The 15,580-nt window shown below is 71.7% G+C and carries 14 protein-coding genes; 5 read left to right on the top strand and 9 right to left on the bottom strand.

The window, feature by feature from the left end; all coding sequences use genetic code 11:
* Positions 1–4: 4 nt before the first annotated feature.
* From JS756_RS19060 to JS756_RS37580, 3 genes are all read right to left on the bottom strand, one after another.
* The gene (locus JS756_RS19060; protein ID WP_205384331.1) at positions 5–1,093 is read right to left on the bottom strand and encodes a branched-chain amino acid aminotransferase; all 1,089 of its coding nucleotides are present in this window, start codon (positions 1,091–1,093) and stop codon (positions 5–7) included.
* 251 nt (positions 1,094–1,344) lie between these two features.
* On the bottom strand, positions 1,345–2,388 hold the full coding sequence (locus JS756_RS19055) for a 3-isopropylmalate dehydrogenase (protein WP_205384330.1): 1,044 nt from the start codon (positions 2,386–2,388) through the stop codon (positions 1,345–1,347).
* A gap of 92 nt (positions 2,389–2,480) precedes the next feature.
* Positions 2,481–2,609 carry a hypothetical protein gene (locus JS756_RS37580; protein ID WP_106409672.1) on the bottom strand — a complete coding sequence of 43 codons (129 nt, stop codon included), beginning with the start codon at positions 2,607–2,609 and terminating at the stop codon, positions 2,481–2,483.
* A gap of 576 nt (positions 2,610–3,185) precedes the next feature.
* On the opposite strand from JS756_RS37580, the gene JS756_RS19050 reads away from it, so the two are divergent.
* From JS756_RS19050 to JS756_RS19040, 3 genes are all read left to right on the top strand, one after another.
* Positions 3,186–4,133, top strand: coding sequence for an NADP-dependent oxidoreductase (locus tag JS756_RS19050; RefSeq protein ID WP_205384329.1), 948 nt, complete (start codon positions 3,186–3,188; stop codon positions 4,131–4,133).
* 97 nt (positions 4,134–4,230) lie between these two features.
* On the top strand, positions 4,231–5,154 hold the full coding sequence (locus JS756_RS19045; RefSeq protein WP_205384328.1) for an alpha/beta fold hydrolase: 924 nt from the start codon (positions 4,231–4,233) through the stop codon (positions 5,152–5,154).
* A gap of 85 nt (positions 5,155–5,239) precedes the next feature.
* Positions 5,240–5,446, top strand: coding sequence for a DUF5988 family protein (locus JS756_RS19040; RefSeq protein WP_205384418.1), 207 nt, complete (start codon positions 5,240–5,242; stop codon positions 5,444–5,446).
* Positions 5,447–5,638: 192 nt separating this feature from the next.
* On the opposite strand, the gene pruA is transcribed toward JS756_RS19040, so the two are convergent.
* Both pruA and JS756_RS19030 read right to left on the bottom strand, forming a co-directional pair.
* Positions 5,639–7,270, bottom strand: a complete 1,632-nt coding sequence (gene pruA, locus JS756_RS19035; protein WP_205384327.1) for an L-glutamate gamma-semialdehyde dehydrogenase — start codon at positions 7,268–7,270, stop codon at positions 5,639–5,641.
* Between the two features lie 49 nt (positions 7,271–7,319).
* A complete protein-coding gene (locus tag JS756_RS19030) occupies positions 7,320–8,246 on the bottom strand; it encodes a proline dehydrogenase family protein (protein WP_205384326.1) in 927 nt (308 codons plus the stop codon).
* Between the two features lie 142 nt (positions 8,247–8,388).
* Here JS756_RS19030 and JS756_RS19025 point away from each other — a divergent pair, with 142 nt between their 5' ends.
* Positions 8,389–9,591 (top strand): PucR family transcriptional regulator, encoded by a 1,203-nt coding sequence (locus JS756_RS19025; RefSeq protein ID WP_240203991.1) that lies wholly within the window; start codon positions 8,389–8,391, stop codon positions 9,589–9,591.
* A gap of 119 nt (positions 9,592–9,710) precedes the next feature.
* Here JS756_RS19025 and JS756_RS19020 read toward each other — a convergent pair whose 3' ends face one another.
* Complete coding sequence (locus JS756_RS19020; protein ID WP_205384324.1) at positions 9,711–10,301, bottom strand: TetR/AcrR family transcriptional regulator; 591 nt, start codon at positions 10,299–10,301, stop codon at positions 9,711–9,713.
* A gap of 110 nt (positions 10,302–10,411) precedes the next feature.
* Here JS756_RS19020 and JS756_RS19015 point away from each other — a divergent pair, with 110 nt between their 5' ends.
* Positions 10,412–11,941, top strand: coding sequence for an MFS transporter (locus JS756_RS19015; protein ID WP_205384323.1), 1,530 nt, complete (start codon positions 10,412–10,414; stop codon positions 11,939–11,941).
* A gap of 147 nt (positions 11,942–12,088) precedes the next feature.
* Here JS756_RS19015 and serA read toward each other — a convergent pair whose 3' ends face one another.
* The 3 genes from serA to ilvN form a co-directional block, all read right to left on the bottom strand.
* Positions 12,089–13,678, bottom strand: a complete 1,590-nt coding sequence (gene serA, locus JS756_RS19010; RefSeq protein WP_205384322.1) for a phosphoglycerate dehydrogenase — start codon at positions 13,676–13,678, stop codon at positions 12,089–12,091.
* A gap of 227 nt (positions 13,679–13,905) precedes the next feature.
* Positions 13,906–14,904 (bottom strand): ketol-acid reductoisomerase, encoded by a 999-nt coding sequence (gene ilvC, locus JS756_RS19005; protein WP_205384321.1) that lies wholly within the window; start codon positions 14,902–14,904, stop codon positions 13,906–13,908.
* Between the two features lie 132 nt (positions 14,905–15,036).
* Positions 15,037–15,561 carry an acetolactate synthase small subunit gene (gene ilvN, locus JS756_RS19000; RefSeq protein WP_205384320.1) on the bottom strand — a complete coding sequence of 175 codons (525 nt, stop codon included), beginning with the start codon at positions 15,559–15,561 and terminating at the stop codon, positions 15,037–15,039.
* Between the last annotated feature and the right edge of the window lie 19 nt (positions 15,562–15,580).

Here is a 15,580-nt window from a genome sequence, read left to right as displayed (position 1 = left end):
CGGCTCAGCCGAGCCGGTGCATCCAGCCGTGCTTGTCCTCTGTGACACCGCGCTGGATGCCGAGCAGGGCCTCGCGCAGGCGCAGGGTGACCGGGCCGGGCGTGCCGTCACCCTGGGCCCACTGGGCACCGTCGGTCTTGACGGTGCCCACGGGGGTGATGACGGCGGCGGTGCCGCAGGCGAACACCTCGGTGAGGGCGCCGCTCTCGGTGTCTTCCCGCCACTGGTCGATGGAGACGCGGGCCTCCTCGGACGTGTACCCGAGGTCGCGGGCGACGGCGAGCAGCGAGTCGCGGGTGACGCCCTCCAGGATGGAGCCGGTGAGGGTGGGCGTGACGATCCTGTCGCCGTACACGAAGTACAGGTTCATGCCGCCGAGTTCCTCGACCCACTTGTGCTCGACGGCGTCGAGGTAGCACACCTGGTCGCAGCCCTGGGCGGCGGCCTCGGCCTGGGCGAGGAGGGACGCGGCGTAGTTGCCGCCGGTCTTGGCGTCGCCCATGCCGCCGGGGACGGCGCGGACGCGGTCCTGGGAGGCCCAGATCGACACCGGCTTGACCCCGCCGGGGAAGTAGGCGCCGGCCGGCGAGGCGATGACGATGAACAGGTACTCGTTGGCGGGCTTGACGCCGAGGCCGACCTCGGTGCCGATCATGAACGGGCGCAGGTAGAGGGACTGCTCGCCGCCGTGCGCGGGCACCCAGTCGCGGTCCTGGCGGACCAGCGCGTCGCAGGCCTCGACGAACGTCTCGACCGGCAGCTCGGGCATGGCCAGCCGGTGGGCCGAGCGCTGGAAGCGCAGGGCGTTCTGGTCGGGGCGGAAGGTGGCGACCGAGCCGTCGGGCTGGCGGTAGGCCTTGAGCCCCTCGAAGATCTCCTGGGCGTAGTGCAGGACGTTGGTGGCGGGGTCGAGGGGGATCGGCGCGTACGGAACGAGCTGGCCGTCGTGCCAGCCTCGGCCCTCCGTCCACTTGATCGTCACCATGTGATCGGTGAAGTGGCGGCCGAACCCGGGGTCGGCGAGGATCGCCTCGCGCTCCGCGGCGGGCAGCGGATGGGCGGAGGGCTTGAGCTCGATCGTGGGCGTCGTCATGAGTGGTTGTCCTTCACCGGTTGTCGTGACGGGCCGCGCTCACACCCGGAACCGGCCTGGCGGCCGGTGCTAGGACGTCCGAGCATTCCCTCATACCGCGGCTCCGCGTTCGATTATCCCGCGAAGGTGGCGACCGAAGGAATCGGGGTGAAGCGACCCAGGATTCGATGGTGGCACCCGGCGGCAGGCAGAGGAAAGCCGCCGGGCGCGGTGGGCGACCCGACGGCTGCGAGGGTTTCGAGCAGCTCGGGTCAGCCGGCTACTCGTACGGCGAGCGCGTCGCCGATCTCCGACGTGCTGCGGGCAGGCTTGCCGGCGCGCTCGGCGAGGTCGGCGGCGACGGCGTCCTCGACGCGGGCGGCCTCGGTCTCGTGGCCGAGGTGGCGCAGCAGGAGCGCGACGGACAGGACCGTCGCGGTGGGGTCGGCCGTGCCCTGGCCGGCGATGTCCGGGGCCGAGCCGTGGACCGGCTCGAACATGGACGGGAAGGCGCGGCCGGGGTTGATGTTGCCGGAGGCCGCGACGCCGATGCCGCCGGAGACGGCCGCGGCGAGGTCGGTGATGATGTCGCCGAAGAGGTTGTCGGTGACGATGACGTCGAACCGCTCGGGCTGGGTGACCAGGTAGATGGTGGCGGCGTCGACGTGGATGTACTCGGTGGTGACCTCGGGGTACTCCTCGGCCACCTTGGCGAAGATGTTCGTCCACAGGTGGCCGGCGAAGGTCAGCACGTTGTTCTTGTGGACCAGCGTGAGCTTCTTGCGCGGGCGGGCCTGGGCGCGGGCGAAGGCGTCGCGGACCACGCGCTCGACACCGAAGGCCGTGTTGACGGAGACCTCCGTGGCGACCTCGTGCTCGGTACCGGTGCGGATGCTGCCGCCGTTGCCGGTGTAGGGGCCCTCGGTGCCCTCGCGGACGACGACGAAGTCGATCTCGGGCTGGCCGGCGAGCGGCGTGGTGACGCCCGGAAGGAGCTTCGACGGCCGCAGGTTGACGTGGTGGTCGAAGGCGAAGCGGAGCTTGAGCAGGAAGCCGCGCTCCAGAACGCCGGACGGGACGCTCGGGTCGCCGATGGCGCCGAGCAGGATCGCGTCGTGCTGCTTCAGGGCGTCGAGGTCGGCGTCGGTGAGGGTCTCACCGGTGGCGTGGTAGCGCCGGGCGCCGAAGTCGTACTCCTCGGTCTCCAGCTTCACATCCTGCGGGAGAACGGCGGAGAGGACCTTCAGGCCTTCGGCCACGACCTCCTGGCCGATGCCGTCACCGGGGATCACTGCGAGATCGATGCTGCGAGACATGCCGGCACCCTACTCCTCGTCCCATGGGATGACACAAGCTGTCCGCCATGCGGACGGAGCGGCGGGCGGCGGGGGCGCGCCGCCCGATCGACTCAGTGGCCGGTCGCGCCGCCGTTGTCGCGGCGGTCGAGGGCGCGCTGGAGCGCGGCGGCGGCGTTCTTGCGGTCGCTCTCGCTCGTGCGGGAGGTGTGGCGGACGCGGCGGACGGTCGTCTCGGCCATGGGGATCGACTCCTTCGGGCAGACCCGTAGCTCGGGAAGGGGGTGACGAGGCACCGGAAGGGGCGGGGAGCGGCGGTGCCGCAGGGGTTGCCTGCTTGGGGCCCGGCTCACAGCCGCCGTTCGCTTGGTCGAGCGAGGCGTTCGGCTCCTACAAAGCTAAGGGAGCGGGACGCACCTGTCTCCACAATTACTCGGACTTCCTACTATCTGAGACGGCGGAGCCCACCGCACCGCGCCGACCTGCGACGCCGCCGCCCGCGGTGACCGGGCGCACACCCCGCGATCCGGCACTGCCGGCGGCCCGGCGGGATCGGCCGGACCCGCCGGACGGCGAGGAGCAGGCGGGAGCGACCGGCCCCGCCCTGGTCGCCGGGGAGCCGGCGACCAGGGCGGACGGAGAGGACGGATGCCTACCGGGGCCGGGGGAGCCGCCTGGCGGCGCGGGGAGCCGGGCGGCCTGCGATGCGGTTCCGCGGGGCCACCGATCCGGCCGGCCTGTCCGCGGCGGCCCTTCTGGCCGGCCGTCCGCCTCGGGCGCACGATGGGAGAAACGGGACCACGCGGGAGGGAGACTCCATGGGCACGGCACCCGCGCTCACCCAGGTCATCACCCAGCACCGGTTCGGCGGACCGGAGGTGCTGCAGATCGAGAACCGCCCGCGCCCGGGGCCCACGGCCGGGGAGGTGCTGCTGCGGGTGCGGGCGGTCGGGGTGAACCCGGCCGACTGGCTGGCCCGTTCGGGAACCGCCCCCCGCTACGGTGAGCCGCCGTTCACGCTCGGCCGGGACGTGTCCGGAGTGGTGGAGGAGACCGGCGCGGGTGTCACCGCGTTCCGGCCCGGCGACGAGGTGTTCGGCACCGTGGACGGCGGCGCCTGCGCCACGTACACGGTCGCACCTGCCGCCCGGCTGGCCGTGAAGCCTCCCGGACTGGACCATGTGCACGCGGCCGCGGCGCCCACGGCGATGCTCACCGCCTGGCAGGCACTGGTCGAGACCGCGCGGATCGGCCCGGGGACGCGGGTGCTGGTGCACGCCGCGGCGGGCGGCGTCGGGCACGCGGCGGTGCAGCTGGCCAAGGCGGAGGGGGCCCATGTCACCGGTACCGCGCGCGCGGACCGGCACGACTTCCTGCGGGAGCTGGGCGCCGACGAGGTGATCGACTACACCGTGGAAGACTTCGCCTCCGCCGTCCACGACATCGACGTCGCCCTCGACCTGGTCGGCGGCGGCTACGGCCCGCGCACGCTCAACACCCTCAGGCCGAACGGCCTGCTGGTCTGCGCGCTCCCCGGCGACCCCGGCCTGGCCCCGGAGGACGTGGAGGCGCGCGGGATGCGTTTCGCGGTCGTCGAGGCGGAGCCGTCGACGGAGCGCCTCGCCAAGATCGCCGCCCTCCTGGCGGAGGGCCGTGTCCGCATCCACGTGGAGGCGGTGCTCCCGTTCGCCGAGGCGGCGAAGGCACACACCCTGGGAGAGGCGGGGCACCTGCGGGGCAAACTCGTCCTCACCACCCCGAGCTAACCACCTAAAGACACTTGACCGGTCGGTCGAAGCCTGGTCGACTGTGCACCGGGTTAACCACTCACATCGTTTTCAATGGTTAGAAAGGCGTCCGGTCATGTCCGACCAGCAGGTCCACCACCGCACCACCGTCGTCCGCGGCCACGAGGTGTACTACCGCGAGGCCGGCCCCGCCGACGGCCCCGTACTGCTGCTCCTGCACGGTTTCCCGAGCAGCTCGCACATGTTCCGCGACCTGATACCGCTCCTCGTCGACGCCCCGCGGGCCGCCGGCACCGCCCCGGCGGACCCCCGCCCTCTGCGGGTGATCGCCCCCGACCTCCTCGGCTTCGGCCGCTCGGCGGCGCCCGGGACGGCCGACTTCGACTACACCTTCGACGAACTGGCCGCCGTCACCGAGGAGTTCACCGAGCAGCTCGGCCTGAAGCGGTTCGCCCTGTACATCCAGGACTACGGCGCCCCCGTCGGCCTGCGCCTGGCCCTCGCACACCCCGAACGGGTCACAGCGATCGTCACGCAGAACGGCAACGCCTACGAGGAGGGGCTCGGTACCGAGGCGTGGGCACCGGTCCTGGCACTGATCGAGCAGCGCTCGCCGCGGACGGAGGCGGCGGTGCGCGCGCTCCACACCCTCGAAGGAATCAGGTGGCAGTACCTGCACGGTGTTCCCGAGGAGATGAAGGAGCTGGTCAGCCCCGACTCCTACGAACACGACGCGGCGCGTCTGGCGCGCCCGGGCCAGTCGGAGATCCAACTCGACCTGATGGCCGACTACGGCTCCAACCTCGCCCTCTACCCCGCCTTCCAGGAGTACTTCCGCACCAGCGGGGTACCACTTCTGGCCGTCTGGGGAGCCCACGACGAGATCTTCGTGCCGGCCGGGGCCCTGGCGTTCCGGCGCGACCTGCCCGCCGCCGAGGTGCACCTGCTGCCCACCGGGCACTTCGCCCTGGAGACGCACGCGGCGCAGATCGCGGGGCTGATGCGGGACTTCCTCGGCCGGCACGCGACGGCCGGGTGAGGCCCGGTTGCGCACCTCGCCCCCGCGGCTGATCCTGCTGAACGACGGGGGACGTCACGGCACGGCAGCGGGAACGGGTGAGGTCATGACCAACGCGGCGAAGGCACTGCTGGAGGGCGGCCCCGAGGACCTGTCCGAGCGGGTCGTCCCGATCACCCCTCCGGGAACGGAACTGAAGATCCCCTTCAGGGGCGGTTACGAGCACTTCCGGGCGACGTCCCGGCACGAGGACACGTCCGAGGGCCGGCTCGCGGTCTACGAGTGGTGGGAGCGCACCGAGGTGGCCGAGTAGCCCACCGGGTCCGGCCCCCGCGTACACGCCCCGCGCGCCGGAGCCCGGCCCGCGGACCGGGCTCCGGCGCCACCGCGGGGAAACGGGGAGCCGGCCGGCACGGACGGGGCCGGGCCACGGCGGGGCGTGCTCGTCTCCGAGCGCCCCGCGGGCCCGGCCCCCGGCCGTTCACCGCGGCGTACCGCGCGGGCGTCAGCCCATGTGCGGGTAGGTGTAGTCGGTCGGCGCCACCAGCGTCTCCTTGATGGCGCGGGTCAGCGTCCAGCGCATCAGGTTCTGCGGGGCCCCGGCCTTGTCGTTGGTGCCGGAGGCCCGGCCGCCGCCGAAGGGCTGCTGGCCGACGACGGCGCCGGTCGACTTGTCGTTGATGTAGAAGTTGCCCGCCGCGTAGCGCAGCTTCTCCATCGTGTACGCGGCGGCCGCGCGGTCGCCCGAGACGACCGAACCGGTCAGGGCGTAGTCGGAGACGGACTCCATCTGGGTCAGCATCTCGTCGTACTTCTCGTCGTCGTACACGTGCACGGCGAGGATCGGGCCGAAGTACTCGGTGGTGAACACCTCGTTCTCCGGGTCGGTGCACTCGATGACGGTCGGGCGGACGAAGTAGCCGACCGAGTCGTCGTAGGAGCCGCCGGCGACGACCGTGCAGGCCGGGTCCTGGTGGGCGCGGTCGATGGCGGCCTTGTTCTTGGCGAAGGCGCGCTCGTCGATGACGGCGCCGACGAAGTTCGACAGGTCCGTCACGTCACCCATGGTGATGCGGTCGACCTCGGCCGCGAACTCCTCCTTGAAGCCGTCGTTCCAGATCGACGCCGGGATGTACGCGCGCGAGGTCGCCGAGCACTTCTGGCCCTGGTACTCGAAGGCGCCGCGGGTCAGGGCGGTCTTCAGCACGGCGCGGTCCGCGCTCGGGTGCGCGACGACGAAGTCCTTGCCGCCGGTCTCGCCGACCAGGCGCGGGTAGGAACGGTACTTCTCGATGTTGGCGCCGACCGTCTTCCACAGGTACTGGAAGGTCCTGGTCGAACCGGTGAAGTGGATGCCGGCCAGGTCGCGGTGGTTCAGGGCGACCTCGGAGACGGCGAGACCGTCACCGGTGACCAGGTTGATGACGCCCTTGGGCAGCCCGGCCTCCTCCAGCAGCTGCATCAGCAGCACGGCGGCGTGGGTCTGCGTGGGGGACGGCTTCCACACCACGACGTTGCCCATGAGCGCCGGGGCGGTGGGCAGGTTGCCCGCGATGGCCGTGAAGTTGAACGGCGTGATCGCGTAGACGAAGCCCTCCAGCGGGCGGTGGTCGAGGCGGTTCCACACGCCCGGGGAGTTGGCCGGCGGCTGCTCGGCCAGGATCCGGCGGGCGTAGGCGACGTTGAAGCGCCAGAAGTCCACCAGCTCGCAGGGGGTGTCGATCTCGGCCTGCTGGGCGGTCTTGGACTGGCCGAGCATGGTGGAGGCGGCCAGGGTCTCGCGCCACGGGCCGGCCAGCAGCTCGGCGGCGCGCAGGATGATCGCCGCACGGTCGTCGAAGGACATCGCACGCCAGGCCGGCGCGGCGGCCAGGGCCGCGTCGACGGCGTCCTGGGCGTCCGCCCGGGTGGCGTTGCGGTAGGTGCCGAGGACCGACTTGTGGTGGTGCGGCTGCACGACCTGGAAGGCCTCGCCGCCGCCCATCCGCTGCTCACCGCCGATGGTGCACGGCAGGTCGATGGGGTTCTCGGCCAGCTCCTTCAGCTTGGCCTCCAGGCGGGCCCGCTCGGGCGAGCCGGGGGCGTAGCCGTGCACCGGCTCGTTGACGGGGGTGGGGACCTGGGTCACAGCGTCCATGGGTTCCGTAACTCCTTGACTTGAGCGGTGTTGCGAGCGTGTGCGGGGCTCAGCCCTTGCTGATCATCGAGCGCAGGAAGAAGCGCAGGTTGGCCGGCTTCTCCGCGAGGCGGCGCATGAAGTAGCCGTACCAGTCGGTGCCGTAGGCGGTGTAGACGCGCATGCGGTGGCCCTCGGCGGCCAGCCTCAGGTGCTCGTCGCTGCGGATGCCGTACAGCATCTGGAACTCGTACTCGTCCAGCTTTCGCCCGGCCGCGCGGGCCAGCTCCTGGGTGATGGAGATCAGGCGCGGGTCGTGCGAGCCGATCATCGGGTACCCGCTGCCCTCCATCAGGATCCGCAGGATGCGGACGTACGCCTTGTCGATCTCGTGCTTCTGCTGGTAGGCGACCTCGGCGGGCTCCTTGTAGGCGCCCTTCACCAGCCGCACGCGGCTGCCGTCCGCGGCGAGACGGCGGGCGTCGGCCTCGGTGCGGAAGAGATAGGCCTGGATGACGCAGCCGGTCTGCGGGAAGTCCTTCCGCAGTTCCTCGTGGATGGCGAACATCGAGTCGAGGGTGGTGTGGTCCTCCGCGTCGAGCGTGACCGTCGTACCGATGGCGGCGGCGGCCTCGACGACCGGGCGGACGTTGCCGAGGGCCAGCTCGTGGCCGCCCTCCAGCGCCTGGCCGAACATCGACAGCTTCACGGACATCTCGACCCGCTCGCCGAGCTCCAGCTCCTTCAGACGCCCGATGAGCTCCAGGTAGGCGTCCCGGGCGGAGGCGGCCTGCGCGGGGGTGGTGATGTCCTCGCCGACGACGTCCATCGTCAGCTCCAGCCCCTTGGCCGTCAGGCCCTGGATGATCGGCACGATGTCGCCGACGGTCTCCCCGGGGATGAAGCGGTCGACGACCTGCCTGGTCACCGGGGCCGCCGAGATCAGGCGACGCATCCGGTCGCTGCGCGACGCGGCGAGAATCACGGGACCCAGCACGGGGCACCTCCACAAACTGCCGGAAGACGGCCGCCGCCCGACGATCGGGGGACGGCACGGAGAACCACCGTGAAACCTAAGGATCCCTCCGATCGTCGGCCATCGACAGCTGTCACGCATCCGTGCCCGGGATCTCAGACAGATGTATGAAGGCGGCGCGGCCATGCGGGACAATGCCCGGGTGACGTCGGAACACAGGGGTGACTACCAGGAACTGGTCGACGAGATCTCGGAGCTGCTGGGCGCACCGGCGACCCTGGAGAACCGCGACTTCGAGCTGATCGCCTTCGGGGCCTACGACAGCGAGGGCGACCTCGATCCGTCGGCCCTGGACCCCGTCCGCACCCGCTCGATCCTGACCCGGCGGTCCACCACCGCGGTCCGCACCTGGTTCGAGGGCTTCGGGATCGCCCGCGCCACCGGCCCGGTCCGCATCCCCCCGACCCCGGAGGCCGGCGTGTACCGGGGGCGGATCTGCCTGCCGGTGCGCCACCGCGGTGTCGTCCTCGGCTACGTCTGGCTGCTGGACGACGACCCGGGCCCCACGGACGCCCGGTTGGCCGCGGCCATGGAGGTGACGGCCCGGATCGGCGCACTGCTCGCCGACGAGGTCCAGCACGGTGCCGACCTCACCCGCGAGTTCCGGGCGGTACTGACCGCCGAGCGGGGCTGGCAGCAGGACATGGCGGTGGCCGCGCTGCGCACCGCGCTGGGCCCGCGCGCGGAGGGCCCGCACACCGTGGTCTGCGTCGCGCCCTGGCCGTCCGCCGACCCCGAGGACGCCCCGTCGGCCCGGACAGTGCCGCACACGACCGCGCTGTGCACGGTGCCGTGGGGTGCCGCGGGGCAGTGCCTGGCGGTCCTGGTGCGGCTGCGCTCGACGGACGTGCGCCTGCCGGCGCTGACGGCGGCCTCGCGGCTGCTGAAGGAGGGCACCGGCGCGGCCGGCGTCGGCGAGGTCCGCACCGGTCTCGCCGAGGTGGGCGACTCCTGGCAGGAGGCCTCGGCGGCGGCCCGCGCCGCACTCGCCGAACCCCGCCTCGGCCCGGTCGCCGAGTGGTCCCGCATCGGTCCCTACCGGCTGCTGGCCTCACTGCCCGCGGCGACCGCCCGGGACCCCGCCGTGGCCCCGCTGCTGGCACCCGCCCACCGGGAACTCGCCCGCACCGCGGAGACCTACCTCGACCACGCGGGCCAGGCCGGCCGCACCGCCGCCGCGCTCGGCATCCACCGCCAGACCCTGTACTACCGCCTCTCCCGGGTGGAGCAGCTGACGGGCCTCGACCTCGACGACGGCGAGGACCGCCTGCTGCTGCACATGGTCCTGAAGGGGGCGCGACTGTAGCCCCCGGGCCCCGACCGGGCGCTCCGCTTGGCCTGCGTGCCACGGCGCCCTGCTCCGGCGCCTGCCACGCGGCGGGGTCCGCCCACCACGGGCTTTCCCCCCGCCGGCGTGAGGGGGCGTCAGGCCTGAGCCGTCCCCTCGATCACCCGGCGCAGGCCCTCGGTGAGCCGGGCGGCGTCCGTCGCCGAGCCGGGGTCGAACAGCCACTGGACCATCAGCCCGTTGAGGAGGGTCTGGTAGAAGCGGCCCTCGGTGTCGACGGTCTCCTCGTCCAGCCGGTCCTCGGGGACGCCGTTGAACAGGGACACGATGCCCTTGCGGCCCTCCACCTGCGCCTCCGCCAGCAGCTTGCGCACCTCCGGGAGCCGGTCGCCCTGGAGGAGCAGTTCGAAGGTGAGCAGCCAGATCCCGCGTGACGCGGGGACGGTCCGGATGACGTTCGCCCACACCTCCTGGAACCGCTCCAGCGAGCCGGCGGGCGCCGTCAGGTCACCGCCCGCGCCCCAGCCGGGGTCGAAGTCCTCCCCCACGCCCTCGATGAGCGCCACGTACCCCTGCACCAGCAGGGCGTCCTTGGAACCGTAGTGGTATCCGATCGAGGCCAGGTTGGTCCCCGACTCCTTGACGATGTCGCGCGCCGTGGTGCGCAGGAATCCCTTCTCCAGCAGGCAGCGCTTGGCGCCTTCGAGCAGATCCTCACGGTGTCCCATGGCGATCACCCTACCGCCGATCCATACAGACGTCCCAGACAGCCGACTTACACAATCGATTTATACAGTCGTCATAGACAAGCGTTTTAAACATGCGTACATTGCCTGCCATGACGAACTCGCCGCGCACCTCCCCGCCCCCGGCCGACCGCGCCGGCCGTCGCGAATGGACCGCCCTGGGCGTGCTGATGCTTCCGCTGCTGCTGGTCTCGATGGACGTCTCGGTGCTGTACTTCGCGATCCCCGCGATCAGCGCCGACCTGGAGCCGAGCGGCACACAGCAGCTGTGGATCTTCGACGTCTACGCGTTCGTGCTCGCCGGCCTGCTGATGACGATGGGCTCGCTCGGTGACCGCGTCGGGCGCCGCCGCCTGCTGCTGATCGGCGCCGGCGCCTTCGGAACCGCCTCGCTCGTGGCCGCGTACGCGAACAGCGCCGAGACTCTGATCGCGGCCCGCGCGGTCCTCGGCGTCGGCGGGGCGACGCTGATGCCGTCCACGATGGCGCTGATCCGCACCATGTTCACCGATCCGGGCCAGCGCGCGAGGGCGATCGGCCTGTGGTCCGGCGTGATGACGGCCGGCGTCGCACTCGGCTCGGTGCTGAGCGGAGTCCTGGTCCAGTACTTCTGGTGGGGTTCGGTCTTCCTGATCAACCTGCCGGCCATGGCCCTGCTGCTCGTCCTCGGCCCGCTGCTGCTGCCCGAGTCGAGGGACCCGCGGCCCGGCCGCTTCGACCGGGCGAGCGTGCCGCTGTCGATGGCCGCGGTGCTGCCCGTGGTCTACGGCCTCAAGGGGATCCCGTCACGGGGATGGCACCCGCAGTACGTCGTCGCGGTCGCCGTCGGCCTGCTCTTCGCCGCGCTCTTCGTCCACCGCCAGCGCACGACCGACTCCCCCATGATCTCCCCGGACCTGTTCCGCAGCCGCGGCTTCGCCCCCGCGGTCGCCCTCGACCTGGTCTCCTCGTTCGGGATGATGGGCTCGGCGTTCTTCACCACGCAGTACCTGCAGTCGGTGCTCGGCAAGGGCGCGCTGGAGGCGGCGCTGTGGGCGCTGCTCCCCTCGATGCCGATCGGCATGGCCGCACCGGCGGCGACGGCCCTGGTGCAACGGGGCGCCGACCGCGCCCGCGTCGTCGCGGCGGGCTGCGCCGTCGCCGCGGCCGGCTACGGGATGCTGGCGCTCGCCGGAACCGACGCGCTGTGGCTGGTGCTGACCGCGTGCGGGGTCCTCGCCTGCGGCATCGTCACCGTGATCTCCCAGATCACCGACCTGGCGATGGGGATCGCACCGGCGGAGCGGGCGGGCTCGGCGTCGGCGCTGCTGGAGACCGGCGCGGAGTTCGGCGGCGCGCTGGGTATGGCGGTCCTGGGCTCCATCGGGACAGCCGTCTACCGCCATGAGATGCCCGCCTCGGCGCCCACCGCGGCCCGGGAGACGCTGGGCGGGGCACTCGCCGCGGCGGAACGCGAACCGGGGCTGGCGGCGGTGGCACGGGAGGCGTTCACCAACGGCATGCACGCCGCCGCGATCGCGGGTGCGCTGCTCCTGCTGGGCGCGGCCGCCCTGGCGGCCCGGACGCTGCGGGGGATGCCGGTGCGAGGCGAGCAGGCGACACCCGACGCGATCGCGGTCTGAGGGCGCGGCACGACGCGAAACGCCGGGCGGGCCGACCGGCCCGCCCGGCGTGCGCAGGACGAACCCGTTCGCGACGAACGGGCGGCGGGGGCGGAAGTCCCCCGGGACCGGCGGCCTCGGCCGCCGGTCACCGAACAGCGCGGGACCTCAGACGAGGTTCACCGAGCGGGCGGACGTGGCGCCGATCTCGCTCGCGAGTTCGGCCAGCACGGTGGCGCCCACCGTGTCGTCGACCGTCAGCACCGCGAGCGCCTCGCCGCCGACCGTCGCACGGGCGACCTGCATCCCGGCGATGTTGATGCCGGCCTCGCCGAGGATGCGGCCGACGGTGCCCACGACACCCGGACGATCCTCGTACTTCAGCACCACCATGTGGTCGGCGAGCGCCAGGTCGACGTCGTAGTCGCCGACGGCGACGATCTTCTGGACGTGCTTGGGGCCTGCCAGCGTGCCGGAGACCGAGACCTCCTCGCCGCCGGAGAGCGTGCCGCGCACGGTGACCACGTTGCGGTGGTCGGCCGACTCGGAGCTGGTGGTGAGGCGGACCTCGACACCGCGCTCCTGCGCGAACAGCGGGGCGTTGACGTAGGAGACCGTCTCGTCGACGACGTCCTCGAAGACGCCCTTGAGCGCGGAGAGCTCCAGCACCTTCACGTCGTGCTGGGTGATCTCGCCGTAGACCTCGACGTCGAGGCGGACGGCGACCTCCCCGGCGAGCGCGGTGAAGATGCGGCCGAGACGCTCAGCGAGCGGCAGGCCCGGCTTCACGTCCTCGGCGATGACACCGCCCTGGACGTTCACCGCGTCGGGGACCAGCTCGCCGGCGAGGGCCAGTCGCACCGAGCGGGCGACGGCGACGCCGGCCTTCTCCTGGGCCTCGTCGGTGGACGCGCCCAGGTGCGGGGTGGCCACGACCTGGTCGAACTCGAACAGGGGGGAGTCCGTGCAGGGCTCCTTCGCGTACACGTCGAGGCCGGCGCCCGCGACCCGGCCCTCCTTCAGCGCCGCGTACAGAGCCTCCTCGTCGACGATGCCGCCGCGCGCGGCGTTGACGACGCGGACGCCGGGCTTGACCTTGCGCAGCGCCTCGTCGCCGATCAGGCCGATCGTCTCGGGGGTCTTGGGCAGGTGGACGGTGATGAAGTCGGAGACCTCGAGCAGCTCGTCCAGCGACAGCACCTTCACGCCCATCTGAGCGGCGCGCGCGGGCTGCACGTAGGGGTCGTAGGCGACGACCTTCATGCCGAAGGCGGACATGCGCTGGGCGACGAGGGCGCCGATGCGGCCCAGGCCGACGACACCGAGGGTCTTCTCGGCGAGCTCGACACCGGTGTACTTGCTGCGCTTCCACTCGCCGTTCTTCAGCGCGGCGTTGGCCTGCGGGATGTTGCGGGCGGTGGCGAGGATCAGACCGCAGGCCAGCTCGGCGGCGGTCACGATGTTGGAGGTGGGGGCGTTGACGACCATCACGCCGGCCTTGGTGGCGGCGGAGACGTCGACGTTGTCCAGGCCGACGCCGGCTCGCGCGACGACCTTGAGCCGCTTCGCGGCGGCGATGGCCTCCGCGTCGACCTTGGTGGCCGAGCGGATCAGGATCGCGTCCACGTCGGCGATGGCCGGCAGCAGTTCGGAGCGGTCCGCCCCGTTGCAGTTCCGGATCTCGAAGTCCGGGCCGAGCGCGTCGACGGTGGCGGGCGACAGCTCTTCAGCGATGAGTACGACGGGTTTCGAGCTCACGTGAGTCCTCACATGTGCGATGCGGACGGCCGTCCCGACGGCCGCAGGCGGTGGAGGGGGCTTGCCGCGTGGAAGACGCACGACGCTGTGGGCCTGACGCGTGTTGTGGAGAAGTGTAGTGGCGCGGCGACGGCCGTCCTGCGCCTTGGCGGAAGGATCACCCGTCCGTGGCTGGACAGGGTGGACAACAGGGGCCGGGGCAACCGCCCCGGCCCCCGCCGTGAGGCTTACGCCTCCTCGTTCACCCAGCTCATCAGCTTGCGGAGCTGCTTGCCGGTGGTCTCCAGCAGGTGCTCGGAGTCCTGCTGCTTGTACTCGTTGTACTTCTTCAGACCGCCGTGGTACTCGTCCATCCAGTTGCGGGCGAAGGTGCCGTCCTGGATCTCCGTGAGGACCTGCTTCATCTCGGCCTTGGTGGCGTCGGTGATGATCCGCGGGCCGGTGACGTAGTCGCCCCACTCGGCGGTCTCGGAGACCGACCAGCGCATCTTCTCCAGGCCGCCCTCGTACATGAGGTCGACGATCAGCTTGAGCTCGTGCAGGCACTCGAAGTAGGCGATCTCCGGCTGGTAGCCGGCCTCGACCAGGGTCTCGAAGCCCGCCTTCACCAGCGCGGCCGTACCACCGCACAGCACGGCCTGCTCACCGAACAGGTCGGTCTCGGTCTCCTCGGTGAAGGTGGTCTTGATGACGCCGGCGCGGGTGCCGCCGATGCCCTTGGCGTACGACAGGGCCAGTGCGAAGGCGTTGCCGCTCGCGTCCTGCTCGACGGCGGCGATGCAGGGAACCCCGCGGCCCTCCTCGTACTGGCGGCGCACCAGGTGGCCCGGGCCCTTCGGCGCGACCATGCAGACGTCCACGCCGGCCGGGGGCTTGATGAAGCCGAAGCGGATGTTGAAGCCGTGGCCGAAGAACAGCGCGTCGCCGTCCTTCAGGTGCGGGGCGATGGACTCCTCGTAGACCTGGGCCTGGATGGGGTCCGGGACGAGGATCATGATGACGTCGGCCTCGGCGGCGGCCTCCGCCGGGGTCACCACGCGCAGCCCCTGCTCCTCGGCCTTCGCCTTGGACTGGGAGCCCTCGTGCAGACCGACGCGCACGTCGACGCCGGAGTCGCGCAGCGACAGGGCGTGGGCGTGGCCCTGGCTGCCGTAACCGATGACCGCGACCTTGCGGCCCTGGATGATGGACAGGTCGGCGTCGGCGTCGTAGAACAGCTCGGCCACTTTGGGTTCTCTCCTCGGGGTGCTGATGTTGCGTCCCACCGTATGACGGCGGGGGGAAGGGAAGTCTCGGGGTCTCGGTATACGGGCGTGGCGCGGGCGGCCCCGGTGGCGGCGGGCCGCCCGTGCGCCGTGTCAGGCGCTGCGGTCGAGCGCGCGCAGCGAGCGGTCGGTGATGGAACGCGCGCCGCGGCCGATCGCGATCGTCCCGGACTGGACGAGCTCCTTGATGCCGTACGGCTCCAGCATCTTCAGCATCGCCGACAGCTTGTCGTTGCTGCCGGTGGCCTCGATCGTGACGGCCTCCGGGGAGACGTCGACGGTCTTGGCGCGGAACAGCTGGACGATCTCGACGATCTGGGAGCGCGTCTCGTTGTCGGCGCGCACCTTCACCAGAACGAGTTCGCGCTGAACGGCCTGCGACGGCTCCAGCTCGACGATCTTCAGCACGTTGACGAGCTTGTTGAGCTGCTTGGTCACCTGCTCCAGCGGCAGATCCTCGACGTTCACCACGATGGTGATGCGGGAGATGTCGGGGTGCTCGGTGACGCCGACGGCGAGCGAGTCGATGTTGAACCCGCGGCGGGAGAACAGGGCGGCGATGCGCGCGAGGATGCCGGGCGTGTTCTCCACCAGGACGGAGAGCGTGTGCTTGGACATGGTCGTGAGGCTCTCTTCT

The organism is Streptomyces actuosus, from assembly GCF_016921115.1.
Classification (GTDB): Bacteria; Actinomycetota; Actinomycetes; order Streptomycetales; family Streptomycetaceae; genus Streptomyces; species Streptomyces actuosus_A.
The sequence above is the reverse complement of the archived record's forward strand: the minus strand, read 5'-3'. Positions and strand labels throughout refer to the sequence as shown.

Bases quoted from the DNA above. Each gene is read 5' to 3' on its own strand.
- JS756_RS19060 (WP_205384331.1), bottom strand. From the start codon at position 1,093: ATGACGACGCCCACGATCGAGCTCAAGCCCTCCGCCCATCCGCTGCCC.
- JS756_RS19055 (WP_205384330.1), bottom strand. From the start codon at position 2,388: ATGTCTCGCAGCATCGATCTCGCAGTGATCCCCGGTGACGGCATCGGC.
- JS756_RS37580 (WP_106409672.1), bottom strand. From the start codon at position 2,609: ATGGCCGAGACGACCGTCCGCCGCGTCCGCCACACCTCCCGCACGAGC.
- JS756_RS19050 (WP_205384329.1), top strand. From the start codon at position 3,186: ATGGGCACGGCACCCGCGCTCACCCAGGTCATCACCCAGCACCGGTTC.
- JS756_RS19045 (WP_205384328.1), top strand. From the start codon at position 4,231: ATGTCCGACCAGCAGGTCCACCACCGCACCACCGTCGTCCGCGGCCAC.
- JS756_RS19040 (WP_205384418.1), top strand. From the start codon at position 5,240: ATGACCAACGCGGCGAAGGCACTGCTGGAGGGCGGCCCCGAGGACCTG.
- pruA (WP_205384327.1), bottom strand. From the start codon at position 7,270: ATGGACGCTGTGACCCAGGTCCCCACCCCCGTCAACGAGCCGGTGCAC.
- JS756_RS19025 (WP_240203991.1), top strand. From the start codon at position 8,389: ATGTATGAAGGCGGCGCGGCCATGCGGGACAATGCCCGGGTGACGTCG.
- JS756_RS19020 (WP_205384324.1), bottom strand. From the start codon at position 10,301: ATGGGACACCGTGAGGATCTGCTCGAAGGCGCCAAGCGCTGCCTGCTG.
- JS756_RS19015 (WP_205384323.1), top strand. From the start codon at position 10,412: ATGACGAACTCGCCGCGCACCTCCCCGCCCCCGGCCGACCGCGCCGGC.
- ilvN (WP_205384320.1), bottom strand. From the start codon at position 15,561: ATGTCCAAGCACACGCTCTCCGTCCTGGTGGAGAACACGCCCGGCATC.